General features: G+C 61.1%; 21 protein-coding genes and 2 pseudogenes. 15 read left to right on the forward strand and 8 right to left on the reverse strand.

Annotated elements, in window-relative coordinates:
• Window positions 1–132 precede the first annotated feature (132 nt).
• Window positions 133–763, forward strand: a pseudogene (gene emhR / locus ACZZZ4_RS15250) (efflux system transcriptional repressor EmhR).
• Between the two features lie 211 nt (window positions 764–974).
• Here emhR and ACZZZ4_RS15255 read toward each other — a convergent pair.
• From ACZZZ4_RS15255 to ACZZZ4_RS15265, 3 genes are read right to left on the reverse strand one after another with little or no spacing between them, the layout of a single operon-like run.
• Entirely contained in the window at window positions 975–2,024 is a 1,050-nt protein-coding gene (locus ACZZZ4_RS15255) for an alkene reductase (RefSeq protein WP_016771329.1), read from the reverse strand.
• Window positions 2,025–2,057: 33 nt separating this feature from the next.
• Window positions 2,058–3,224, reverse strand: coding sequence for an MFS transporter (locus ACZZZ4_RS15260; protein ID WP_463548141.1), 1,167 nt, complete (start codon window positions 3,222–3,224; stop codon window positions 2,058–2,060).
• A 34-nt stretch (window positions 3,225–3,258) separates the two neighbouring features.
• Complete coding sequence (locus ACZZZ4_RS15265) at window positions 3,259–3,561, reverse strand: ArsR/SmtB family transcription factor (RefSeq protein ID WP_016771327.1); 303 nt, start codon at window positions 3,559–3,561, stop codon at window positions 3,259–3,261.
• A 168-nt stretch (window positions 3,562–3,729) separates the two neighbouring features.
• Between ACZZZ4_RS15265 and ACZZZ4_RS15270 the strand changes: the two genes are divergently transcribed.
• Window positions 3,730–4,308 carry an acyl carrier protein phosphodiesterase gene (locus ACZZZ4_RS15270; RefSeq protein WP_463548142.1) on the forward strand — a complete coding sequence of 193 codons (579 nt, stop codon included), beginning with the start codon at window positions 3,730–3,732 and terminating at the stop codon, window positions 4,306–4,308.
• A 125-nt stretch (window positions 4,309–4,433) separates the two neighbouring features.
• Here ACZZZ4_RS15270 and ACZZZ4_RS15275 read toward each other — a convergent pair whose 3' ends face one another.
• Together ACZZZ4_RS15275 and olsB are read right to left on the reverse strand one after the other, a co-directional pair.
• Window positions 4,434–5,225, reverse strand: coding sequence for a lysophospholipid acyltransferase family protein (locus ACZZZ4_RS15275; protein ID WP_039762676.1), 792 nt, complete (start codon window positions 5,223–5,225; stop codon window positions 4,434–4,436).
• Window positions 5,225–5,980: an L-ornithine N(alpha)-acyltransferase gene (gene olsB, locus ACZZZ4_RS15280; protein ID WP_039762677.1), complete on the reverse strand. Its 756-nt coding sequence runs from the start codon at window positions 5,978–5,980 to the stop codon at window positions 5,225–5,227. The genes ACZZZ4_RS15275 and olsB overlap by 1 nt, the downstream gene beginning before the upstream one ends.
• A gap of 153 nt (window positions 5,981–6,133) precedes the next feature.
• Here olsB and ACZZZ4_RS15285 point away from each other — a divergent pair, with 153 nt between their 5' ends.
• The 5 genes and pseudogenes from ACZZZ4_RS15285 (at window position 6,134) to ACZZZ4_RS15305 (ending at window position 10,544) form a co-directional block, all read left to right on the forward strand.
• The gene (locus tag ACZZZ4_RS15285) at window positions 6,134–7,021 is read left to right on the forward strand and encodes an acyl-CoA dehydrogenase middle domain-containing protein (RefSeq protein WP_463548143.1); all 888 of its coding nucleotides are present in this window, start codon (window positions 6,134–6,136) and stop codon (window positions 7,019–7,021) included.
• A 181-nt stretch (window positions 7,022–7,202) separates the two neighbouring features.
• A pseudogene (locus ACZZZ4_RS15290) lies at window positions 7,203–8,281 on the forward strand (serine hydrolase domain-containing protein).
• A complete protein-coding gene (locus ACZZZ4_RS15295; RefSeq protein WP_463548144.1) occupies window positions 8,278–8,574 on the forward strand; it encodes an amidase in 297 nt (98 codons plus the stop codon). The pseudogene ACZZZ4_RS15290 and the gene ACZZZ4_RS15295 overlap by 4 nt, the downstream one beginning before the upstream one ends.
• Before the next feature lie 220 nt (window positions 8,575–8,794).
• Complete coding sequence (locus tag ACZZZ4_RS15300) at window positions 8,795–9,385, forward strand: YceI family protein (protein ID WP_463548145.1); 591 nt, start codon at window positions 8,795–8,797, stop codon at window positions 9,383–9,385.
• A gap of 1 nt (window position 9,386) precedes the next feature.
• Window positions 9,387–10,544, forward strand: a complete 1,158-nt coding sequence (locus ACZZZ4_RS15305; RefSeq protein WP_039762686.1) for a phospholipase D-like domain-containing protein — start codon at window positions 9,387–9,389, stop codon at window positions 10,542–10,544.
• A gap of 140 nt (window positions 10,545–10,684) precedes the next feature.
• Here the strand turns inward: ACZZZ4_RS15305 and bglX are convergent, their stop codons facing one another.
• Window positions 10,685–12,976 (reverse strand): beta-glucosidase BglX, encoded by a 2,292-nt coding sequence (bglX, locus tag ACZZZ4_RS15310; RefSeq protein ID WP_463548146.1) that lies wholly within the window; start codon window positions 12,974–12,976, stop codon window positions 10,685–10,687.
• A 258-nt stretch (window positions 12,977–13,234) separates the two neighbouring features.
• Here bglX and ACZZZ4_RS15315 point away from each other — a divergent pair, with 258 nt between their 5' ends.
• From ACZZZ4_RS15315 to ACZZZ4_RS15340, 6 genes are all read left to right on the forward strand, one after another.
• Window positions 13,235–13,843 carry a LemA family protein gene (locus ACZZZ4_RS15315; RefSeq protein WP_463548147.1) on the forward strand — a complete coding sequence of 203 codons (609 nt, stop codon included), beginning with the start codon at window positions 13,235–13,237 and terminating at the stop codon, window positions 13,841–13,843.
• 13 nt (window positions 13,844–13,856) lie between these two features.
• Window positions 13,857–14,609, forward strand: a complete 753-nt coding sequence (locus tag ACZZZ4_RS15320; RefSeq protein WP_463548148.1) for a TPM domain-containing protein — start codon at window positions 13,857–13,859, stop codon at window positions 14,607–14,609.
• Window positions 14,610–14,642: 33 nt separating this feature from the next.
• Window positions 14,643–15,260 (forward strand): TPM domain-containing protein, encoded by a 618-nt coding sequence (locus ACZZZ4_RS15325; RefSeq protein ID WP_463548149.1) that lies wholly within the window; start codon window positions 14,643–14,645, stop codon window positions 15,258–15,260.
• 256 nt (window positions 15,261–15,516) lie between these two features.
• Window positions 15,517–16,743 (forward strand): class I SAM-dependent methyltransferase, encoded by a 1,227-nt coding sequence (locus ACZZZ4_RS15330; RefSeq protein ID WP_415763425.1) that lies wholly within the window; start codon window positions 15,517–15,519, stop codon window positions 16,741–16,743.
• Window positions 16,744–16,913: 170 nt separating this feature from the next.
• Window positions 16,914–17,495, forward strand: a complete 582-nt coding sequence (locus ACZZZ4_RS15335; protein WP_463548150.1) for a DJ-1/PfpI family protein — start codon at window positions 16,914–16,916, stop codon at window positions 17,493–17,495.
• Between the two features lie 75 nt (window positions 17,496–17,570).
• On the forward strand, window positions 17,571–17,915 hold the full coding sequence (locus ACZZZ4_RS15340) for a YegP family protein (RefSeq protein WP_076566339.1): 345 nt from the start codon (window positions 17,571–17,573) through the stop codon (window positions 17,913–17,915).
• A gap of 58 nt (window positions 17,916–17,973) precedes the next feature.
• On the opposite strand, the gene ACZZZ4_RS15345 is transcribed toward ACZZZ4_RS15340, so the two are convergent.
• Window positions 17,974–18,993, reverse strand: coding sequence for a DUF4917 family protein (locus ACZZZ4_RS15345; RefSeq protein ID WP_463548151.1), 1,020 nt, complete (start codon window positions 18,991–18,993; stop codon window positions 17,974–17,976).
• 154 nt (window positions 18,994–19,147) lie between these two features.
• Between ACZZZ4_RS15345 and yiaY the strand changes: the two genes are divergently transcribed.
• Window positions 19,148–20,296, forward strand: a complete 1,149-nt coding sequence (gene yiaY / locus ACZZZ4_RS15350; protein ID WP_463548152.1) for an L-threonine dehydrogenase — start codon at window positions 19,148–19,150, stop codon at window positions 20,294–20,296.
• Here the strand turns inward: yiaY and ACZZZ4_RS15355 are convergent.
• Complete coding sequence (locus ACZZZ4_RS15355) at window positions 20,257–20,937, reverse strand: hypothetical protein (protein WP_463548153.1); 681 nt, start codon at window positions 20,935–20,937, stop codon at window positions 20,257–20,259. The two genes, yiaY and ACZZZ4_RS15355, sit on opposite strands and share 40 nt — an antisense overlap.
• Before the next feature lie 216 nt (window positions 20,938–21,153).
• On the opposite strand from ACZZZ4_RS15355, the gene ACZZZ4_RS15360 reads away from it, so the two are divergent.
• Window positions 21,154–22,440, forward strand: a complete 1,287-nt coding sequence (locus ACZZZ4_RS15360; RefSeq protein ID WP_463548154.1) for an NHL repeat-containing protein — start codon at window positions 21,154–21,156, stop codon at window positions 22,438–22,440.
• Window positions 22,441–22,480: the final 40 nt, after the last annotated feature.

A 22,480-nucleotide genomic window follows, 5' to 3' on the forward strand; every position in this document is an offset into this window, starting at 1 on the left:
CCCACCCTGATACAAAAGTCGTCGCAAGGTTTGAAATTGTAGGCCGGGGAGTCGATTCACGAGAGATCGCCCCCTCTTTATTCAGCGGATATTCAGCCATCCCTGAAACATCCTGTTTGAGGTTTTACTGCCATGGTCCGTCGTACCAAAGAGGAAGCTCAGGAAACCCGCAGCCAGATTCTGGAAGCGGCCGAGAAAGCCTTCTATGAAAGGGGTTGCCCGCACCACCCTGGCGGACATCGCGACCCTCGCCGGCGTGACGCGTGGCGCCATCTACTGGCATTTCAGCAACAAGGCCGACCTGGTCCAGGCCATGCTCGACAGCCTGCACGAACCGCTGGATGAACTGGCCAAGGCCAGCGAAAGCGAGGACGAACCGGACCCGCTGGGCTGCATGCGCCAGTTGCTGATTCATTTGTTTCATCAAGTTGCACTGGACCCGAAAACCCGGCGCATCAACGAAATTCTGTTTCATAAGTGCGAGTTCACCGATGAAATGTGCGATCTGCGCCAGCAGCGCCGGACGGCCAGTCTCGATTGCAACGTGCGCATCGGCCTGACCCTGCGTAATGCGGTGAATCGCGGCCAGTTGCCGGAAGATCTCGACACTGCCCGCGCGGCGATCAGCATTCATGCCTACATCGACGGCCTGCTGTACGGCTGGCTGCTGGCCCCGGACAGCTTCGAACTGCACGCCGAGGCTGAACGCTGGGTCGACACCGGGCTGGACATGCTGCGCCTGAGCCCAAGCCTGCGCAAATGAAACAAAATGCGCAATTGCCCGGCAGGATGTCAATCAGCCGCCATGGCCGATTATTGCGGCGGGGAGTTTAAACGTAGCCAGCCGTGGATTTTGTAGGGAAATTGTGTCGCTGTTGTGAAACGTTGTTCGCTGGCTCTTACCCTGCGCCAACAGCAAAAAGCCCCGGACTTTCAAAAGTCCGGGGCTTTCTCGTTTCTGCGCTACAGCGTGATTACAAGGTCGGATAGTCGATATAGCCGACCGGACCCTTGCCGTAGAAAGTCTCCGGATGTGGCTCGTTCAACGGCGCATCGGCCTGCAAACGTGCCGGCAGATCCGGGTTGGCAATGAACGGCACGCCGAACGCGACCGCGTCTGCCTTACCGCTGGCCAGCCACTCGTTGGCGCTTTCCTTGGTGAACTTCTCGTTGGCAATGTATGGGCCACCGAACGCTTCTTTCAGTTGCGGGCCGAGGCTGTCCGCGCCTTCTTTTTCGCGCGAGCAGATGAACGCGATGCCACGCTTGCCCAGTTCACGGGCGACGTAGGTGAAGGTTTCGGCGAGGTTGTCATCGCCCATGTCGTGGGAATCGGCACGCGGTGCCAAGTGCACACCAACGCGACCAGCGCCCCAGACTTCGATCGCGGCGTCGGTCACTTCCAGCAGCAGGCGCGCACGGTTTTCCAGCGAGCCGCCGTATTGGTCGGTGCGCTGGTTGGTGCTGCTTTGCAGGAACTGGTCGAGCAGGTAGCCGTTAGCGCCATGGATTTCCACACCGTCGAAACCGGCGGCTTTGGCATTCTCGGCGCCAGTGCGGTAGGCGTCGACGATGTCGGCGATTTCAGCGGTTTCCAGGGCGCGTGGGGTTGGATAGTCGGCCAGTGGACGCACCAGGCTGACGTGGCCCTTTGGCTGGATGGCGCTTGGCGCGACCGGTGCTTCACCGTTCAGGTACGAAGGGTGAGAGATGCGGCCAACGTGCCACAGTTGCAGGAAGATCTTGCCGCCAGCGCCGTGAATCGCCTTGGTCACGTTGGCCCAGCCACGCACTTGATCGTTGGACCAGATGCCCGGGGTGTCCGGGTAGCCGACGCCCATCGGCGTTACCGACGTGGCTTCGCTGAGGATCAGGCCGGCCGAGGCGCGTTGTACGTAGTATTCGGCCATCAGCGCGTTCGGCACACGGCCTTCGTCGGCGCGGCAGCGGGTCAGCGGGGCCATGATGATGCGGTTGTTCAGCTCGATGTCGCCGAGTTTGATCGGGTCGAAAATAGTCGCCATGTCTAGAAGCCTCTCTTTAATGAAGGAAGTTGATCAGTTGGAAGCAGGCGCCAGCTCGGCATTGCCGTTCTGGCGGAAGGTAAGCAGGGTCACCAGCAGGGCCAGTACAGCCAGCGCGGCGGCAGCCAGTGGCACGCTGGTCAGGCCGTAGCCGTGGGCAATGACGCTGCCGCCGACCCAGGCACCGAGGGCGTTGCCAACGTTGAAGGCGCCGATGTTCAGGGTCGAAACCAGGTTCGGCGCAGCCTTGCCGAAGGTCACCACATTGACCTGCAGCGCCGGCACAGCGGCGAAACACGCGGTGGCCCAAAGGAACAGGGTGATTTCGGTCGGGATCAGCGCGACGCTGGTCCAGCTCAGCACGGTGGAAACCACGGCCATTGCGATGAACACGCCAATCAGCGTGGCGGCCATGCCTTTGTCGGCGAGTTTGCCGCCGATGATGTTGCCGACCGTCAGGCCCAGACCGATGAGCATCAGCGTCCAGGTCACGCCACGCGGCGATACGCCGGTGACTTCGCCAAGCAGCGGCGCGACATAGGTGAACAGGGTGAACACCGAGGCGGCGAACAGCGCGGTCATGCTCAGCGACAGCCAGATGCCGGCGCCTTTGAGGGCGGCGAGTTCGGCGCGCATGTCGAGTTTTTCTTCGTCACGCTTGGCCGGCAGGAACCGGATCAGGCCGATCAGCGCGATCACACCGATGACGGTCACTGCCCAGAAGGTCGAACGCCAGCCGGCTTCCTGACCCAGCGCCGTGCCCAGTGGCACGCCAAGTACGTTGGCCAGGGTCAGACCGGTGAACATCAACGCGACCGCCGAGGCACGTTTGTTTGGCGCGACCAGATTGGCCGCTACTACCGAGCCGATGCCAAAGAACGCACCGTGACACAGTGCGGTGACGACCCGGGCAAACATCAGCACGTTGTAGTCGCTGGCGATGGCGCAGAGCAGGTTGCCGACAATAAAGATGCCCATCAACGCCACCAGCGCGGCCTTGCGCGGCAGCTTCGCGGTAGCCAGTGCCATGAACGGTGCACCGATGGCCACGCCCAGGGCGTAACCGGTGACCAGCCAGCCAGCGCCGGGAATCGACACACCGAGGTCCGCCGCCACGTCGGGCAGCAGGCCCATGATGACGAACTCGGTGGTGCCGATGGCGAAGGCGCTCAGGGCGAGAATGAGGAGCGAAAGGGGCATGCAGGTTTCCTTGTCGGCTGGCTGACGTTAAGGGTCAGAGCTCTTTACTGAGGGTGCTGAGAAACGCCTGGATGACGTCCTCGTTACGTTTGAAAAAATGCCACTGCCCGGCCTTCTGGCTGCTGATCAGCCCGGCGCGTTGCAGGGTCGCCAGGTGCGCCGACACGGTCGATTGCGACAGGCCGCAACGCTGATCGATCTGCCCGGCGCAAATACCGTATTCATGGTTGTGCAACTGCTCGGGGAATTCGCCTTTCGGGTCTTTCAGCCAGTTGAGGATGTCTCGCCGTACTGGGTGCGCCAGGGCTTTTATTATTTCGTCGAGGTCGAGGTTCATGGCTTGGGCTCGTGGTGGCAGTGGCGATATATCGCGATGGAGCGAACTTTAAATCGTTGGATCGCGATATACCAATATGAAAATGGTCTGACGAGCCAATAAATCGCTATATCGGGTTATAACGATATGGGCGTGTCGGATGACCGGTCGCGGTGCTAAGCTGCGCCCATGAACTATCTCGCGCACTTGCATCTCGGCGGCCAGCGCCCCGGTCAGTTACTCGGCAGCCTGTATGGCGACTTCGTCAAAGGTCGGCTGCAAGGCCAATTCGACCCGGAAGTGGAGGCGGCGATCGCGCTGCATCGGCGCATCGATGTGTTCACTGATCGGCATCCCTTGGTCGACATCGCTTTGGGCCGCTTTACCGAAACGCGGCGGCGTTACGCCGGAATCGTCCTCGATGTGTTTTTCGATCACTGCCTGGCGCGAGACTGGCCGCTGTATGCCGACCGACCGCTGGAGCAGTTCACCGCAGACGTCTATCAGGTGCTGTCCCGCGAAGGACAGTTGCCGGAACGGCTGGCAAAGATCGCCCCGCACATGGTCGCCAACGACTGGCTGGGCTCGTATCGCGAATTTGAAGTGCTGGAGCAGGTGCTGCGCGGGATCTCGCGGCGCCTGACCAGGCCCGAGGAATTGGCCGGGGCGATGGCGGAGTTGCGACGCTTGTATGAACCGTTGAGTGAAGATTTCAGCCTGTTTTACCCGCAACTGCAGGATTTTGCAGTGCAATCACATACAACCTGAATTCCTGTGGGAGCTGGCTTGCCAGCGATAGCTTCGGCACATTCAACTTTGATGTTGATTGATCGACCGCTTTTGCGGGCAAGCCCGCTCCCACAGGGGGCCAAGGTGATTTTGGCATTTGTGTTTCAGGCAGCGATTGCCGGGCGCATGGGCGATTGTCGGGTTTCCGGAATCGATCCAAATAACACCTTCTGCACCGCCTGCTGCGCTTCGAACGCCAGCGCCGCACGTTCGCGGCCCTGGCATTCAATCGGCTTGAGCAGATGCACTTCGACGTCGCCGCAGTCATGGCTGAACAGGCGCATCAGGTGCGAGAGCAAATCATCGTCGCCAATGAACGGTGCGAGCGTGTCGATTTCGCCGTCACGCAGATAACGGATCGCCACCGGTTGCAGCATCACCTCCGAATCGATCGCCGCCGACAGCAGTCGGCCATGAAAAGTGCGCAGCGAACGGCCATCGGTGGTGGTGCCTTCGGGGAACATCAGCAGTGCATGTTCGGTTTGCAGATGGCGGGTCATCTGCTTGCGGATCAACTGGCTGTCGCCCGACCCACGGCGGATGAACAGGCTGCCGGCCTTGGCCGCGAGCCAGCCGGCCACCGGCCAGGTGCGCACCTCGGCCTTGGACAGAAACGACAGCGGCGTGAGCATGCCCAGCAGCGGAATGTCGGTCCACGAGACGTGATTGCTGACCCACAGCATCGGCTGTTTTGGCAGCTCGCCATGGACGCTCACGCGAAACGGCAGGGCATTGCTCAGCCGCGCCATGAAGAAGCGCGACCAGCGCTGACGCCGCTCCATCGAATGAGCCAGACCGAGGCGTTCGAACACGCCGAAGACGCTGGCCATGGTCAGCCCCAGCGTCACCACCAGCAGCACTCGCGCGATTCGCGCGTACACCCGCAACCGGCTCATCACACCGCCGCCTTGAAGTGCCTGGCGTAGCGCGGGCAGAGTTCGTCGCGCTTGAGCAGGATGAACACGTCGGCGACCTGGAAGTCTTCGTCCCAGCACGGCTCGCCGCAGATCTTCGCACCGAGGCGCATGTAGGCCTTGAGCAGCGGCGGCATTTCGGCGATGACGTTGGACGGGATATCCAGCGTCGGCAGCGGATTTTTCGGCTCGGCGCGCAGATGTTCGGTGCACAGATAACGTTCGCGCAGACGTTGCATGATCGCGTGGGCCTGAATGCCGCCGTCCTGCATCGGGATGCTCGCGCAACCCATCAGGTAGCTGTAGCCGCCCTGGTTGAGCACTTCGGCCAATTCGCCCCAGAGCACGGCGATGGTGCCGCCGTTGCGGTACGCCGGATCGACGCAGGTGCGGCCGATTTCCAGGATCGGGCCTTGCAGATGCGCCAGGCCATGCAGGCTGAATTCTTCTTCACTGTAGAACTTGCCGAGGCTGCTGGCGGCGGTGTGATCGAGCAGACGCGTGGTCGCCACCAAGCGCCCGGTGTTCAGATCACGCACGCCGATGTGGCTGCAGTGAACATCATAATCATCCATGTCCAGACCCAGTTCGGCGCCTTTCAGTTTGGCGTTGAATTCGCCACTGAAGACGGCGAAGCGCAGGGCCTGGGCTTGCTGCAAGGCTTGTGCGCCGATCAGGCGTTCGGCTTGCAGGCGGCGTTCATTGCCGGTGTCGCTGATGCGGGCGATTTGCGTCATGTGAATCTCCGTACGGGCCTTTAACCCGTCGTGGGTTGCAGCCGATCGACTTTCTTTATGCAGCCGTGTTGTGCAAAGTCAGGCTATGTAGCCCCGGTGTCATCGCCATGAACGTTCGGTGATGCTTATATGACAGCCCACAAGGAGGCGCCCATGCCTTGGACAGATCTGCTGCACCGCCGTGAACGCTTGCCCGCCGTTGCCGATCTGGCCGAGGGCTTTGCGACGCTGTTGCAGACGCTGGGCAACGTCACGCCGTTCGAATTGGCGGTGGCCGGTGGGCGGCGGATGGCGACGCCGGGGCTGGCGTTTCTGGTCGGTTATCAGGCGGCGCTGCGCATGTTGTGGCCGAGCGCGCCGCTGAGCCTTGGCGCCTTGTGCGCGACCGAACAACGCAGCCTGCGCCCGGCCGACATGCAAACGCGGCTGCGCGATTTGCGCTTGAGCGGACGCAAGGATTTCGTCACCGCCGGCGACGCCGGCGACGCCGCCGACTGGCTGCTGGTGGCGGCACGTAGTGAGGAGCCGGGCGAAACACCGCGCCTGAGTCTGGCGGTGGTGTATCCCGGCGAGCCCGGCGTGAAGGTGGAAAAACTACCGGCGTTGCCGCTGATGCCGGACATCAGCCACGGCCGCCTGCACCTCGACGGCGCCCTGTGCGAACTGCTCGCCGGCGACGGCTGGGACGCCTACGTCAAACCGTTTCGCAGTCTTGAGGATGTCTACGTGCTCAGCGCCATGACCGCGTGGCTGTACGGCATCGGCCAGGACAGCAATTGGCCGCAGGCCCTGCAACTGCGTTTGCTGGCGCTGTTGGCCGGGTGCGCCGAGGCCAGCCGGCAAGCGCCGAACAATCCGGCCGGTCATGTGCTGTTGGGTGGGTTGTTTGCGCAGTTTGAATCCCTCAAGACCGAGGTAGATCAGGCGTTGTTGCAGGGTGATCCTGCGTGTGCGGCGATGTGGCAGCGTGATCAAGGCGTGATGCAGTTGGCGGCAGGGGCCCGGGCCAAGCGCTTGGCCAAGGCTCTCGCGTTGGCCTGACTGGCCTCATCGCGGGCAAGCCCGCTCCCACAGGTTTCAAAGGTGTTCATGAAATGTGCGTTCACTTGGGACCCCTGTGGGAGCTGGCTTGCCAGCGATGGCAATTTCATGGACGACCAACATCTAAAATTTGTCATAAACCCCGACTAGGCTCAGCAGGTTCATTCCCAGAGCCCCCACCATGTTCAAAGGCCTGTCCCTGTTCCTGCTGCTGATCAGCCTCACCGCCCACGCCGAACAATGGCCCGGCGAGCAATGGCCGACCGCCCCGCAGATCACCGGCCCGGCCGTCGATGCGCTGGAAGCCTACGCCTTCGCGCCCCGCAACGACGCCACCCGCGAAGGCATCCGCACCGACGCCTTGCTGATCATCCATGACGGCCAGATCATCTACGAACGCTACGCCGCTCCGACCACTGCACAGACTCCGCACCTGACCTGGTCAATCAGCAAAGCCTGCTGGCCACGCTCCTCGGCGTGGCCTACGGCGAAGGCCTGTTCAAGCTCGACGATCCGGCGCTGAAGTTCTACCCGGCGCTGGACAAACACCCGGCGATCACCCTCGGCCATCTGCTGAACTGGGCCTCCGGTCTCGATTGGCAAGAGGACTACGAATACGCGCCGCTGAAATCTTCGGTGGTGGCGATGCTCTACACCCGCGGCCATCGCGACATGGCCGCGTTCACTGCGGACCACGACGCCTACGCCGCAGCGGGTCAGGCATTCCGCTATTCCAGCGGTGACAGCAATCTGCTCGCCGCCGCCCTGAAAACCATGGTCGGTGCAGAGCGTTATGCCGATTATCCGTGGACAGCATTGTTCGAGCCGTTGGGCATTCGCCACGCCGTGTGGGAAAGCGATGCCAGCGGTACATTTGTCGCCTCGTCCTATGCCTATCTCACTGCGCGGGATCTGGCGCGGGTCGGCCTGCTGATGGCGCGCGGCGGGCGCTGGAACGATCGGCAGTTGCTGCCCGAGGACTGGCTTGCGTTCAACCTGAAACCTTTTGCCGGCTACCAGGCGCAGCAGGACGAAGCCGTGCCCGGCGGCCATTGGTGGCTCAATCGGCCAGTCGATGGCGCACCATCACCATGGCCCGACGCCCCACCCGACACCTTCGCCGCCCTCGGCCACTGGGGCCAGGCGTTGTACGTGATGCCCAGCGAGAAACTGGTGATCGTGCGTTACGGCGATGATCGTGATGGCAGCTATAAGCACAACGAATTGCTCAAACGCGTCTTGCAGGCGGTGCGGCCATGAAGCGCTTTCTATTGTTGCTGCTGATCGTGCTGCTCGGCTGGGGTTGGTATGAACGGGAAAATCTTAGGGCTTTCCCGGACATCATCAGCGCCTACACCGCCAAGGAATATTGCTCGTGTCGTTATGTGATGAACAACGACGCCGGGTATTGCCGTGGCTATGTGAAGCAATGGCTGCCAACCAGCGGTTTTACCGATGACCCGTCGAGCAAAACCATCACTGTCAGCGGCATGGGCCGCAGCAACAGCGCAAAGTGGCTGAGCGAACGCCAGGGCTGTCGCCTGAATCCCTGACTACACTCGATTCCGTTGTGAGTGGAGATCATGTGGGAGCTGGCTTGCCAGCGATTGCAGTGGGTCAGCCAGCGAAAATCTTGCCTGTGACGACGCTATCGCTGGCAAGCCAGCTCCCATATGGGTCTCATCATTGCATGCATCTGTGGTGATCTTCAGTTTGCAATAACTTGGCGGGCGGTTATGGTTCGTGCAGGTTTATCGCCCCCACGAGTGTTCAATGTTCAACCGCTCCCTCTATACAACCTTCGCCAGTCTGCTGTTGACCGCCGCGGCACTGCCGGCCCAGGCCAATTGGTATCTGGACGGCGAGTCGTCGCGGCTGTCGTTCGTCAGCACCAAAAATTCCAGCGTGTCGGAAGTGCAGCGCTTTCTGGTGCTGCACGGCAAGGTCGATCCCAACGGTCGTGCCGAAGTCGAAGTCGAGCTCGAATCGATCAACAGCGGCATTCCGCTGCGCGATGAGCGCATGCGCAAGGAGCTGTTCCAGATCGAGCAGTTTCCCGCAGCGACCATCACTACGCAGATCGACTTGCGCCCGATCAACGATCTGGCCCCCGGCGCGCAGCTGGAATTGCGCCTGCCGCTGACCGTCAGCCTGCACGGCAAGCAGCACGAATACCCGGCCGAGTTGCTCGCCACGCGTCTGGATGATCGGCGCTTTCAAGTGGTCACGCTGGAGCCGCTGGTGATCAATGCCGAGGATTTCGATCTGGCGCCGGGTCTGGAAAGCCTGCGCAAACTCGCCGATCTGTCGGCGATCAGTCTGTCGGTGCCGGTGGGTGCGGTGCTGATTTTCACGGCGCGCTGACATGCGCGGTGCGGTGTTCCCCTGGCGTGACGGCAACCGTTTCGAACTGTTGATCGACGGCCCGCAGTTCTTTCCGCGCATGCTCGAGCACATTGCCGGGGCAAAAGAGCAAATCGAACTGGAGCTGTATCTGGTCGAGGCCGGTGCCTGCGCCGAAGCCATCGTCCAGGCACTGGTCGCGGCGGCCGAGCGCGGCGTGCGCGTGCGTTGCCTGTTCGATGATTACGGCAGCCTCGCGTTCACGCTGCATCTGCGCCAGCGCCTGACGCAGGCCGGGGTCGAGCTGCGTTTCTACAATCGCCTGAGCTGGCGGCGCTGGGTCGGCAATTTCTATCGTGATCACCGCAAGTTGCTGCTGGTCGATCAATGCCTGGCAGTGGTAGGCGGCACGGGTGTGACCGATGAATTCTGGACGCCCGGTCATGATGTCAGCGAGTGGCACGAAGTCATGGTCGAGATCAGCGGCCCATTGGTGATCGATTGGCAATTGCTCTTCGATCGGCAGTGGATCGCCAACCGTTACCGCCGCGCCTGGCGCCCGGCCGCGCATTTCGGTCTGCCGCGCCTGCCGCGTGTGCCGGACAAGGGCGAGGGCATGGGCCGCGTGGCTTACGCCGACGCCCGACAGCACCGCGACATTCTGCAGTCACTGTTCCGCGCCTTGAACAGCGGCCAGCAGCGCATCTGGATGGCCACGCCGTACTTTCTGCCAACCTGGCAAATCCGCCGCTCGCTGCGCAAAGCCGCCGCACGCGGTGTCGATGTACGGCTGCTGCTGACCGGGCCGCGCACCGATCACCCGTCAGTGCGCTACGCCGGGCATCGCTACTATCCGCGCCTGCTCAAGGCTGGCGTGCAGATCTTTGAATACCAGCCGTGCTTCCTGCACCTGAAAATGGTTCTGGTCGACGAATGGGTGAGCATCGGTTCGTGCAACTTCGATCACTGGAATCTGCGTTTCAATCTGGAGGCGAATCTGGAAGCGCTGGACCCGGCGCTGACGGCGGCGGTGGAGGCGAGCTTTGTGAAGGATTTCGGCTTGAGTCAGCTGGTGAGTCTGGAGGAATGGCAGCGCCGACCGTTGTGGCGGCGGGTCAAGCAGCGGGTGTGGGGCTGGGTGGATCGGTTGGTGGTGAATATTCTCGACCGTCGCGGGTAGCCGTTGATTCAAAGACACCGAAAGTCCGATGTGGGAGGGGGCTTGCTCTCCAAGGCGGAGTGTCATTGAGCAGATGAATGCCTGACACACCGCTTTCGGGAGCAAGCCCCTCCCACAGGTTCATGTGTTACCTGAAAAAATTACAGCAGTTCAAAGCTCTGCTGCGTCACCGCCTGCGAATCCAGGCCGATCTGTACGTTGAACTTGCCAGGCTCGGCGGCGTATTTGAGCTGGGCGTTGTAGAACTTCAGGTCTTCCTCGGTGATGGTGAAGTGCACGACTTTCTGTTCGCCGGCCTTGAGCATGATCTTCTGGAAGTTCTTCAGTTCTTTCACCGGGCGGATCATCGAACCGGTGACGTCCTGGATGTACAACTGCACCACGGTTTCGCCGTCACGCTTGCCGGTGTTCTTGACCATGACGCTGGCGTCGAGCTTGCCGCTGGCGTTGAGGGTGGTCGATGACAGCGCCATATCGCTCAGGGCAAAAGTGGTGTAGCTCAGACCATAACCGAACGGAAACAGCGGGCCGGTGGTGTCATCAAAATACTGCGAGGTGTAGTTGCCCGGTTTGCCCGGCGTGAACGGCCGGCCAATGCTCAGGTGGTTGTAGTAGGTCGGGATCTGGCCCACGGAACGCGGGAAGGTCACCGGCAGTTTGCCCGACGGGTTGTAGTCGCCGAACAGCACGTCGGCGATGGCGTTGCCACCCTCGGTGCCGCTGAACCAGGTTTCCAGAATCGCATCGGCGGACTGGTTCTCTTCGAGAATCGTCAGCGGACGGCCGTTCATCAACACCAGCACCAGAGGTTTGCCGGTGGCTTTCAGGGCGCGAATCAGCTCGCGCTGGGTTTCCGGGATGTTCAGGTCAGTGCGGCTAGAGGATTCGTGGGACATGCCACGGGACTCGCCGACAGCCGCGACGATCACGTCAGCATCCTTCGCCGCTTTCACCGCTTCGTCGATCAGCACGTTCGCCGGGCGCGGGTCATCGACCACTTCCGGGGCATCGAAGTTGAGGAAGTTCAGGTAGTCGAGGACCTTCTTGTCGCCCGTGATGTTGGCGCCACGGGCATAGATCAGGTTGGCCTTGTCGCCGATCACCGAACGCATGCCATCGAACAAAGTGACCGATTGCGCCGGACGTCCGGCGGCGGCCCAACTGCCCATCATGTCGATCGGCGCTTTTGCCAATGGACCGACCAGCGCGATTTTCGCATCTTTCTTCAGCGGCAGGGTTTCGTTCTGGTTCTTCAGCAGCACCAGACTGCGACGTGCCACTTCGCGGGCCTCGGCGCGGTGCAGGCGACTCTCGGCGTAGGTATCGGCCGGGTCATCCTCGGCCTTGCCGATGCGCAGGTACGGGTCCTTGAACAGGCCCATGTCGTACTTGGCCGCGAGGACTTCGCGCACGGCGTTATCGATGTCTTTCTGTTCGATCTCGCCGGACTTGAGCAACCCCGGCAGTTCTTTGCCGTAGAGGGTGTCGTTCATGCTCATGTCGATGCCGGCCTTGATCGCCAGCTTCGCCGCTTCGCGACCGTCGCGGGCGACGCCGTGCTTGATCAGTTCGAAAATCGCGCCGTGATCGCTGACTGCCAGGCCTTTGAAGCCCCAGTCCTTGCGCAGCAGGTCGTTCATCAACCAGGTGTTGGCCGTGGCCGGGATACCGTTGATCGAGTTCAACGCCACCATCACACCACCGGCTCCGGCATCAATCGCGGCGCGGTACGGCGGCAGGTAATCCTGGTACATCTTCACCGGGCTCATGTCGACGGTGTTGTAGTCGCGACCGCCCTCGACCGCGCCGTACAGGGCGAAGTGCTTGACGCTGGCCATGATGCTGTCGGCAGCGCTCGGGGTCTCGCCCTGATAGGCCTTGACCATGACTTTGGCGATGCGCGAGGTCAGGTAGGTGTCTTCGCCAAAACCTTCGGAGCTGCGGCCCCAGCGCGGGTCACGGGAGATGTCGACCATCGGCGCGAAGGTGATGTCGAGGCTGTCGGCGGCGGCCTCTTTAGCCGCAACGCGACCGGACTGGCCGATGGCATCCATGTCCCAGCTCGATGCGAGGGCCAGTGGAATCGGGAAAATCGTACGGTGACCATGGATCACGTCGTACGCGAAAAACATCGGAATCTTCAGGCGACTGCGCATGGCCGCGTCCTGCATCGGACGGTTTTCCGGGCGGGTGATCGAGTTGAACGTGCCGCCGATGTTGCCGGCGGCGATTTCCTTGCGGATCAGCTCGCGGGGCATTTCCGGGCCGATGCTGATCAGGCGCAACTGGCCGATCTTCTCGTCGAGGGTCATTTGTTTCATCAGGTTGCTGATGAAAGCGTCCTTGTTTTCCAAAGGTACCGGGGTCGTGGCGGCCAGTACCTGATGACTGGCCAGGCTGACGAACAGACCCAGCAAACACAGCTTCTTCATGAATTTTTTCTCAAGGGCCCAAACGGTGATGCAACACCGGCCAGCCAAAATATAGGGAGCGACTATTGTTGTTCGGGTGCCGGCGCAAAATTCTGAGCCGGAAAACCGCAGCCGACAGCGGCAACGTGAACGCGAAGGGCACTTTTTAGCCGATTAACCCGTCGCATGCCAGTGGCGGCGCCGATTATGCCCCAACCGCTGGCCGGGAATGCCCAGCGCTCGGTTTTTAAATCCAATGTGTCATGGAGCATCACTGCAATGAATATCAGCCCAACCTACCGTTCACGGCTACAAGTCGCCACGTTGCTGGTGTGCGCCACGCTGTTGACCGCGTGCGGTATCAACAATATCCCGACCCTTGATGAACAGGCGAAAGCCGCCTGGGGCCAGGTGCAGAACCAGTACCAGCGCCGCGCCGACCTGATTCCCAATCTGGTGGAAACGGTGAAGGGCTACGCGGCCCACGAACAGGAAACCCTGACTGCTGTGATTGAGGCGCGAGCCAAGGCCACCTCGATTCAGGTCGATGCCAGCACCCTCGACAACCCCGAGAAGCTCAAGCAGTTCCAGCAGGCGCAGGATCAACTGACCGGCGCATTGAGCCGTTTGATGGTGGTCTCCGAGCGCTATCCGGATCTGAAGGCCAATCAGAACTTCCTCGCCCTGCAATCGCAACTCGAAGGCACGGAAAACCGCATTGCCGTGGCGCGTCGTGATTTCATTCTGGCGGTGCAGAAGTACAACACCGAGATCCGCACCTTCCCCGGTCGCCTGTGGCACAGCGTGATGTACAGCGATCTGCCGGTGCGCGAGACCTTCGAAGCCACCACGCCCGGCGCGGAAAAAGCCCCGCAAGTGAAATTCTGACTCGAGGTCGCCCATGCGTGTGTTGAAACTGGGCCTGGTGCTGATGCTGTGGCTGTTCGCCGTCAGCGCCCGGGCCGAACTGACGTTTCCGCCGCTGAGCGGGCGCGTGGTCGATCAGGCGCAGATGCTCGAGCCATCGATTCGCGCGCAACTGAGCCAGCAATTGCAGGCGCACGAGCAGGCCACTGGTGAGCAGTTGGTGGTGGTCACGCTGCCGGATCTGCAGGGCACCACCATTGAGGATTTCGGCGTTCAGCTCGGTCGGCACTGGGGCATCGGCCAGAAGGACAAGAACAACGGCGCCTTGCTGATCGTCGCCCGTGACGAGCGCAAACTGCGCATCGAAGTCGGCTATGGCCTGGAAGATCGCCTGACCGATGCGCAGTCGTCGGTGATCATTCATCAGGTCATCACCCCGGCGTTCAAGGCCGGCAACTTCAGCAAAGGCATCAGCGATGGCGTTGCGGCGATGCTGGTGGTGCTTGGTGGCAATCCGCTCGATGAGCCGTCGACCGCGTACGAATCCAGCGGCGACCCGGCGGATGATTTCATCTCGCGGCATCCGGCGCTGTTCATGTTTCTGGTGATGTTGTTCATCCTGACGGTGTTTGTCTGCCAGATGCTCGGTATCCTGCCTGCCGGCCGGGGCGGCTCCGGAGGAGGGGGCGGTTTCGGCGGTGGCGGCGGATTCGGCGGCGGTGGCGGTGGCGGCTTCAGCGGTGGCGGGGGCAGTTTCGGCGGCGGCGGTTCGTCCGGCGGCTGGTGAGATCAAAAGAATAATGAGCAGGCACTTTTCGACATGGCATTACTGACTGAACACGAACAACGCAAAGTCGCCGAGGCCATCGCCCGGGTCGAACGCGACACCGACGCCGAACTGGTCACGGTGCTCGCTGCCCGCGCCGACGATTACGCGTACATCCCGCTGCTCTGGGCCAGCCTGCTGGCGCTGGTGTTGCCGGGCATCGTCCACTACCTCACGGGCTGGCTGACCCTGCGCAGCCTGCTGCTGGTGCAATGGGGCATGTTCATCGTCCTGTGCCTGTTGTTCCGCCTGCCGAAGATCACCACCCATCTGGTCCCGCGCCGCGTACGCCACTGGCGCGCCTCCAACCTGGCGCGGCGGCAGTTTCTCGAACAGAACCTGCACCACACCGTGGGCAGCACCGGCGTGCTGATTTTTGTCTGCGAGGCTGAGCGCTATGTGGAGATTCTGGTGGACGAGGGAATTTCCAAACGGCTGGACAACAGCAATTGGGACGCGATTGTCGCGGCGTTTACCGAACAGGTCAGGAAGGGGCGCACGCTTGAAGGGTTTGTCACGTGTGTGGAGGCGTGTGGCGAGTTGTTGAAGGTGCACGTGCCGGTGACGCAGGTGAGGAACGAGTTGCCGAATCGGTTGGTGGTGTTAGGCTGAAGCAGTCGCGCATATTTGGCCTGTGTGGCGAGGGGATTTATCCCCGATCGGCTGCGTAGCAGTCGCAACACCTGCGCGCGTGGTTTGACGGGCCGAACACAGCGGGCCGCTTCGCGCCCCATCGGGGATAAATCCCCTCGCCACAAAGGTCGGTGTCATGGATTTTGCCGTTGGGTAAATAAGAGGATGTCCCCAACCCCCATCCCCCCTAAAATACCCGCCATTCCCGATTCCGCCCGTCCGAGGCCGCTTGTCCATGTCCGTTTCCGCTTCTTCCGCGCCGTCCGCCAAACCGGCCGCCGATCACCACGCCCAGTTCATCGAGCTGCTGCAAACCAGCCTCGGCGACAACGGTTTCATCAAACTGGTGCTCGCCAAGTACGTCGGTGAAGAGGCAGATCTGCAGCGGGTCATCATCAAACCGGTAACGGTCAAGGCGCAGCCGTGTCTGTCCTTCGTTTATCGCTACAAGACCCGCGACATCACCAAGAACCTGCCGCTTGACGAGGGCGTGGCGCTGATTGCCGCTCTGCTACCGACCTCGTTCAAAAATGCGCATTTACTGGCGCTGACCGACGAAGCACAGCTGGAATACAGCAAAAAGGGCAAGAGTTCGCTGTTCAAGAGCAAACCTCAGCAATTGCGCGAAGCGCCGTCCGCCGAGCACAACCGCGAGAAAAACCGCTTTCTCGAACTGAGCCGCCCGTTCCTCAAGGACTTGGGCGTGACCAATGCGCAACACGAGCTGATCCCGGCGATGTCGCGCAAGTGGAAGCAGATCAACAAGTTCATCGAAGTGTTCAGCCATGCCCTGACCTCGTCGCCGCTGGCGCTGGACAAACCGGTGCGGGTCGCCGATTTCGGTTCGGGCAAGGGCTACCTGACGTTCGCCATTCACGACTACCTGCGCAACACGCTGAAGGCCGAGGGCGAAGTCACCGGCGTCGAGCTGCGCGAAGAAATGGTCAACCTGTGCAACACCGCAGCGGCCAAGCTCGAGCATCCGGGGCTGGTGTTCAAGTGCGGTGACGTGCGCACCGTGGCGCCAAGCGAACTGGACGTAATGATCGCCTTGCATGCCTGCGACATCGCCACCGATTACGCGATCCACACCGGCATCCGCTCGGGAGCGTCGATCATCATGTGCTCGCCGTGCTGCCACAAACAGATCCGCCTGCAGATCCAGAGCCCGGCGCTGCTCAAGCCGATGCTGCAATACGGCTTGCACCTTGGCCAACAGGCGGAAATGGTCACCGACAGCTTGCGCGCGTTGTTCCTCGAAGCCTGTGGTTACGAGACCAAGGTGTTTGAATTCATCTCGCTGGAACACACCAACAAGAACAAGATGATTCTGGCGGTGAAACGCGCCGAGCCCGTTAATCCAGCGCAGTTGTTGGCGAAGATCGCAGAGCTCAAGGCCTTCTACCACATCAGCGAACACTGCCTGGAAAGCCTGCTGCGCGCTGACGGTTATATGCCTTAACAGGCAGCTGCAAGCTTCAAGCGGCAAGCTGCAAGTTGAATGATGACGCTGGTGTGCCTGATCTGGGTGACCCTGCTTTTTCTTGAAGCTTGAAGCTTGCAGCTTGCAGCTTGCAGCTCAATTTGGGTCTACCTTGAATACTCCCAGACCTTTCCCCGAGGAGTTTTCCCATGGCCGCGAAAAAGATCCTGATGCTGGTCGGCGATTACGTCGAAGACTACGAAGTGATGGTGCCGTTCCAGGCCATGCAGATGGTCGGCCACACGGTCCATGCCGTGTGTCCGGACAAGTCTGCCGGCAGCACTGTACGCACGGCGATTCATGATTTCGAAGGCGATCAGACTTACAGCGAAAAACCCGGTCACCTGTTCGCGCTCAATTTCGATTTCGCCAAGGCCAGCGAAGCCGATTACGACGCGCTGCTGATTCCCGGCGGTCGTGCGCCGGAATATCTGCGGCTGAACGACAAAGTCCTCGAACTGGTGCGCGCGTTCGACAACGCCGGCAAGCCCATCGCAGCGGTCTGCCATGGCGCGCAACTGCTCGCGGCGGCGGGTGTGCTCGAGGGGCGTGAGTGCAGCGCGTATCCGGCCTGCGCCCCGGAAGTGCGCTTGGCCGGCGGCACGTTCATCGACATTCCGGTGACCGAGGGTCACGTTCAGGGAAATTTCGCCACCGCTCCGGCATGGCCCGCGCATCCAAACTGGTTGGCCGGCTTCCTCGGCCTGCTCGGCACCAAAATCACCCTGTAGTCGCAGGCGACAGACCGCGGGGGCTGGTCTTTACTCTGAAGCGCGAGATCTCTCAATCGCCCAGGAGAAACAGGCATGTCCGGATGGTACGAAGTGAGCAAAAGCAGCAACGGCCAGTTCAGGTTCGTGTTGAAAGCGGCGAACGCCGAAACGATTCTGACCAGTGAGCTGTATAGCACCCGCGCCGGTGCCGACGGTGGTATCGCCTCGGTGCAGGCCAACAGCCCGCTGGACGAACGTTACGAGAAAAAATCGACCAAGGACGGCCACCCGTACTTCAACCTCAAGGCGGCCAATCACCAGATCATCGGCAGCAGCGAGTCGTATTCATCGGATGGCGCGTGTGACAAGGGCATCGCCAGCGTGAAGGCCAACGGCCCGACGAAAACCATCAAGGACAAGACCCTGCCTGTCCTCTGAAATCCGACATCAACCTGTGGGAGCGAGCCTGCTCGCGAAGGCGCCAGCCCGGCCAATATCAAACCTCAACCGGTACCGACAACTGCGGATCGCCCAGGGCATGACTCTTGGCATCAAAGAACCGCAACTCAACCCCGGTGCCCTCAAACACCTTGGCGTAGTGACGCTTCTGATGCTGGATGAACGCGGCACTGCGCGGGTAGATCGAGATCGCCACGCACTTCGGTCTGGCGAGGCGCAACGCCCGCACCAGGTGCGCATCCTGTTCGCCCAGAGCATGGCCGAAGATGCACAGGCTGTCGCCATGCGCCAATAACTGCTCGTAGCAGAACGACAGATAATCCGAACTGCGGATGGTCTTCAGCTTGTCCGCACTTGGCCCTTCGGTGACGAACAGTGGCACGTCATCCAGCGTCTTGATCGTGTTATTGATTGCGAAACTGCCAAGCAAGGTGCCCTCAGTCGAGGTCAGTTTGCGTGCGGTGCCGTCCTGATTGCGCACCAGATGCAGACCACCGTGCAGGTACAGCAGACGCGGTTTGTCGGTGGCGCTCTGGCTCAGATCGAAACTCGCGTCCGCGCCATTGAACAGGTCGTCGATGGCTTCGCCCGGGTGTTGCAGCGCCCAATGGTTGAGCAAGTCGTAGTTGGTGGTGAACACCGTGCGGTAGCGTGCCAGTTCAGCATTGAGCACCGCCAGAGTCGAAGGCTGGACCAGCCGCCACGGGATGTGCACCGCGTGCACGGTGTTGATCAGTGCTTCCTTGATCGCGTAATAGCGATTGCGCGGCGCCGCCGAGCTCACCGCCAGCGCCTTGTTGACCCGGCTGGTGGTTTTCAAGGCGCCCAGCGATTGCTCGAAGCTGCGGGTTTGCAGCGCATCGAACACCGCCAGTTCCGATGGGCTCAGCGGTTTCTCTTCGACCGTACGGGCGTTTTCGAACAGCGAGTCGTAGCCGAAGTCATCCCATACCGCGCGACTGGCGCCATTGCCCACCAGCAAACCGCTGAAAGCGGTCGTGGCGCGCAGGGCACTCCAGTCTTCGAGGGTGGCATCGACATTGAGAAAATCGGTCATTGCGTGGGCGATCTCAAAACAAAGGGCAGATGGACGGCGACTTTATCACGAGCGGACATTGAGCCAGATCAACATTGCTTGTGACCGATCGGTCGATCCTGTGTGAATCCGCCGAATCGAGGCAGTCGATCCGGCTCCAGTCAGGAGACACACGATGAGCAGCACCTTCTTCATTCCGGCGGTCAATATCATGGGCAGCGGCTGCCTCGACGAAGCCATGCTTGCCATCCGCAATTACGGTTTTCACAAGGCATTGATCGTCACCGACAGCGGGCTGGCCAAGGCTGGCGTCGCCGCGATGATCGCCGAGAAACTGGCGATGCAGGACATCGATTCGGTGATCTTCGACGGTGCCAAACCCAACCCGAGCACAGCCAATGTCGAATCAGGTCTGGGGCTGTTGAAGGAAAGCCGTTGCGATTTCATTGTGTCGCTGGGCGGCGGCTCGCCGCACGATTGCGCCAAGGGCATTGCCCTGTGCGCGACCAATGGCGGGCGGATCGGCGATTACGAAGGTGTCGACCGTTCGAGCAAGCCGCAACTGCCGCTGGTTGCGATCAATACCACCGCCGGTACTGCCAGCGAGATGACGCGCTTCTGCATCATCACCGACGAATCGCGCCACGTGAAAATGGCCATCGTCGACCGCAACGTCACGCCGCTGCTGTCGGTCAACGACCCTGAATTGATGGTCGCGATGCCCAAAGGCCTGACCGCCGCCACCGGCATGGACGCGCTGACCCACGCCATCGAAGCCTATGTCTCGACCGCTGCCAACCCGATCACCGACGCCTGCGCTTTGAAGGCCATGAGTCTGATCAGCAGCAACCTGCGCCTGGCCGTGCGCGACGGCAGCGACCTGGCGGCGCGGGAGAACATGGCTTACGCGCAGTTCCTCGCCGGCATGGCGTTCAACAACGCCTCGCTTGGATTTGTCCACGCCATGGCGCATCAACTCGGCGGTTACTACGACTTGCCTCACGGCGTCTGTAACGCCGTGCTGTTGCCGCATGTGCAGAGTTTCAATGCGCAGGTCTGTGCTGATCGCCTGCGGGACGTCGCCCACGCCATGGGCGCGGACATTCGCGGTTTCAGCGCGGAAGAGGGCGCCCAAGCGGCGATCAATGCCATTCGCAGTCTGGCCAAAGATGTCGAGATTCCCGGCGGACTGCGCGAGTTGGGCGCCAAGCTCAGCGACATCCCGGTGCTCGCCGCCAACGCCTTGAAGGACGCCTGCGGACTGACCAATCCGCGGGCGGCGGATCAGCGCCAGATCGAAGAGATTTTTCGCAATGCGTTTTGAATGAAAGCGCGCAGGCGAGCGAAGTCGAACAGTCCCTCGCTTGCTTCTGCGACCACGGCAAATGTCCGCACACGGCCCCAATCTGAAACCTGGCCGGCGATGTTGTGGACAGCGGATATCCGGTACTGCCCGACCGCCGGGGAGGGTGCAGCCGGGGTTTGCCATTTCCGGTCGCTTTCGACCGCTGCTCTGGCAATCTCCAGGCCAGTGTCCAGATCGAAAATACTGACGAAACCCTCGGCTCGCGTGACATCTCCTGAAAACATCAGCGGCGTATCGACCTGCGCGCCCTCAATCGGTTCGACAACGCCCGGGACGTCGATCTCGGGCCGCAGTCGCACCTCGTATTCGCGCACTTCACTCCATGCAGACGTGATGCCTGCATAGGTCTGGTGTGCGCGAATCTTCTGCTGGCCCTGGGCCTGGACGCCGTTGATGCTGAACGCCCATCGTCCGTTTTCGCTGACCAGCCCCTCGCCGAGTGAATGAGTGTTTTCAAGGTTCCAGACCTGCACAAGAGCGTGGGGTATGCCGCTACCGAGCAACAAAGTCGCAGGTCCCGTCGTGCTGGCCTCCTCGGGACAGGTGATGGTCGGGGCCGGGGCAGGTTGTGGCATTTGCTCGTCGCGAGTGCTCATCATGCTTCTCGTCCATGGCTGATTTGAATGCTGAGACTGGCATGACGTGCCTGAATTCGAACCTGTAAGAACTACCAGTCATTCAGTCTTTTTTGCACATAGCGTAATTTCGTTTTCTTCTAAAAAACTGTCATTTATGTCAGTTGTCCGGCGTGGCGGCTTCGGGTCGAATGCTCGCAACGAGGGGATCGACGTCGATCTCTTGAGGAGAATGCGAACATGTCGGAATCCACCGCGCCATTGCCCCCAAACGCGCAGTCAGCCGGAGAGCTGGATGCGCTCTTTGGTCTGCGAGCGCTGAAGTTTCCCGGAGCGAGCAAGACCATTGCCAAAGGCGTGGCGATCACTCCGTCGGGGCAGATCATGGTCAGCGCTACCGTCGAGCAATCGGGCCATTCGTACTACGGCCTTGCGCGGCTGGATGCCGATGGAAATCCGGATCCGGCTTTCGGCGAAGGCGGATATCTCAGCGGCCAGTTCGGCACAGGCTCGCTCACGCAAGGCGGGCCGTTGATTGTTGATGCGCTCGGACGGTTCTGGATGTGCGGTGTGATTGGCATGGTCAAAGACAAGACGCTTGAATACCAGCAAGTCATCGCCCGGTTTCTGTCCGATGGCTCGCCGGACATCGAGTTCGGCGGCGACAGGAATGGCTACCGGATTGTGCCCATGCGTATTCCTTCCCTGTTCGGTGCCACGCATGGGCGACTGCTGCTGGCGAAATCCGATCCGCAGCTTGCGCAGCCGGACAGGCTGCTGTTTGTGACCGCGCAAAAGGGCAGTGGCCTGTTGACGCGATTCCATCTCGATGGCTCGGACGATTTATCGTTCGCCAGCAACGGTTGGCTGCCCCTGTCGCTGCCAGGCGTGGCCATTTCGCTGTCCGGGATTATCCAGCTCGACGATGGGCTGACTCTGCTGCACGGCAAAACAGAAATAACCAATCAGGGGTTGGTCATGGCATTCGACCACAACGGGAAAGTTGCAGAAGCGTTCGGCGACAAGGGCGTACTGCTATTGAACCTTCAGCGCGATGGCCACCCGCTCGAAAGCCGCGTGGAGCAGATCATTGAGCAAACGGCAGAGCGCTTGCTGCTGCTCGGTTCGGCGGTCGAGTCAACGGAAGGCACGAAACTGCAACATGCGTTCATCAGCGGTATCGACTACGCCGGTCAGGTGGATGAAACCTTCAACGGAAAAAATCCTGTGATCACCCCAGCGACACAGCTACTGGATCTCAGGCAATGGACGGCAGGGTTTGCGCTGGACGACATCGCCGGCAAACGGATCGTTGCAGTCGGCCAGACCTCGGGCAGCGCACGGGGCTTGTTGACGGGAGGCTTTCTGGTCGATGGTGCAGTGGATGATTCGTTTGATGTCGAGGGTTCGAGAGACGTTTCGTGGTCAGCCATCGACGCTTGCCTGCAAGGCTCTTCAGTCCTGGTATTGGGGCGCAGGGACGACAGCGCACAATTGGTCCGCTTGTTGACCGCGGCTGTCGCATAACGGCGCAAGACCATCGGACATCGAGCAGGCAGAGGTAAAA

Source organism: Pseudomonas sp. AC252 (assembly GCF_979258105.1).

Excerpts from the sequence above, each read along its gene's own strand:
- ACZZZ4_RS15255 (WP_016771329.1), bottom strand. The coding sequence starts at position 2,024 with ATGGCGACTATTTTCGACCCGATCAAACTCGGCGACATCGAGCTGAAC.
- ACZZZ4_RS15260 (WP_463548141.1), bottom strand. The coding sequence starts at position 3,224 with ATGCCCCTTTCGCTCCTCATTCTCGCCCTGAGCGCCTTCGCCATCGGC.
- ACZZZ4_RS15265 (WP_016771327.1), bottom strand. The coding sequence starts at position 3,561 with ATGAACCTCGACCTCGACGAAATAATAAAAGCCCTGGCGCACCCAGTA.
- ACZZZ4_RS15270 (WP_463548142.1), top strand. The coding sequence starts at position 3,730 with ATGAACTATCTCGCGCACTTGCATCTCGGCGGCCAGCGCCCCGGTCAG.
- ACZZZ4_RS15275 (WP_039762676.1), bottom strand. The coding sequence starts at position 5,225 with ATGAGCCGGTTGCGGGTGTACGCGCGAATCGCGCGAGTGCTGCTGGTG.
- olsB (WP_039762677.1), bottom strand. The coding sequence starts at position 5,980 with ATGACGCAAATCGCCCGCATCAGCGACACCGGCAATGAACGCCGCCTG.
- ACZZZ4_RS15285 (WP_463548143.1), top strand. The coding sequence starts at position 6,134 with ATGCCTTGGACAGATCTGCTGCACCGCCGTGAACGCTTGCCCGCCGTT.
- ACZZZ4_RS15295 (WP_463548144.1), top strand. The coding sequence starts at position 8,278 with ATGAAGCGCTTTCTATTGTTGCTGCTGATCGTGCTGCTCGGCTGGGGT.
- ACZZZ4_RS15300 (WP_463548145.1), top strand. The coding sequence starts at position 8,795 with ATGTTCAACCGCTCCCTCTATACAACCTTCGCCAGTCTGCTGTTGACC.
- ACZZZ4_RS15305 (WP_039762686.1), top strand. The coding sequence starts at position 9,387 with ATGCGCGGTGCGGTGTTCCCCTGGCGTGACGGCAACCGTTTCGAACTG.
- bglX (WP_463548146.1), bottom strand. The coding sequence starts at position 12,976 with ATGAAGAAGCTGTGTTTGCTGGGTCTGTTCGTCAGCCTGGCCAGTCAT.
- ACZZZ4_RS15315 (WP_463548147.1), top strand. The coding sequence starts at position 13,235 with ATGAATATCAGCCCAACCTACCGTTCACGGCTACAAGTCGCCACGTTG.
- ACZZZ4_RS15320 (WP_463548148.1), top strand. The coding sequence starts at position 13,857 with ATGCGTGTGTTGAAACTGGGCCTGGTGCTGATGCTGTGGCTGTTCGCC.
- ACZZZ4_RS15325 (WP_463548149.1), top strand. The coding sequence starts at position 14,643 with ATGGCATTACTGACTGAACACGAACAACGCAAAGTCGCCGAGGCCATC.
- ACZZZ4_RS15330 (WP_415763425.1), top strand. The coding sequence starts at position 15,517 with ATGTCCGTTTCCGCTTCTTCCGCGCCGTCCGCCAAACCGGCCGCCGAT.
- ACZZZ4_RS15335 (WP_463548150.1), top strand. The coding sequence starts at position 16,914 with ATGGCCGCGAAAAAGATCCTGATGCTGGTCGGCGATTACGTCGAAGAC.
- ACZZZ4_RS15340 (WP_076566339.1), top strand. The coding sequence starts at position 17,571 with ATGTCCGGATGGTACGAAGTGAGCAAAAGCAGCAACGGCCAGTTCAGG.
- ACZZZ4_RS15345 (WP_463548151.1), bottom strand. The coding sequence starts at position 18,993 with ATGACCGATTTTCTCAATGTCGATGCCACCCTCGAAGACTGGAGTGCC.
- yiaY (WP_463548152.1), top strand. The coding sequence starts at position 19,148 with ATGAGCAGCACCTTCTTCATTCCGGCGGTCAATATCATGGGCAGCGGC.
- ACZZZ4_RS15355 (WP_463548153.1), bottom strand. The coding sequence starts at position 20,937 with ATGATGAGCACTCGCGACGAGCAAATGCCACAACCTGCCCCGGCCCCG.
- ACZZZ4_RS15360 (WP_463548154.1), top strand. The coding sequence starts at position 21,154 with ATGTCGGAATCCACCGCGCCATTGCCCCCAAACGCGCAGTCAGCCGGA.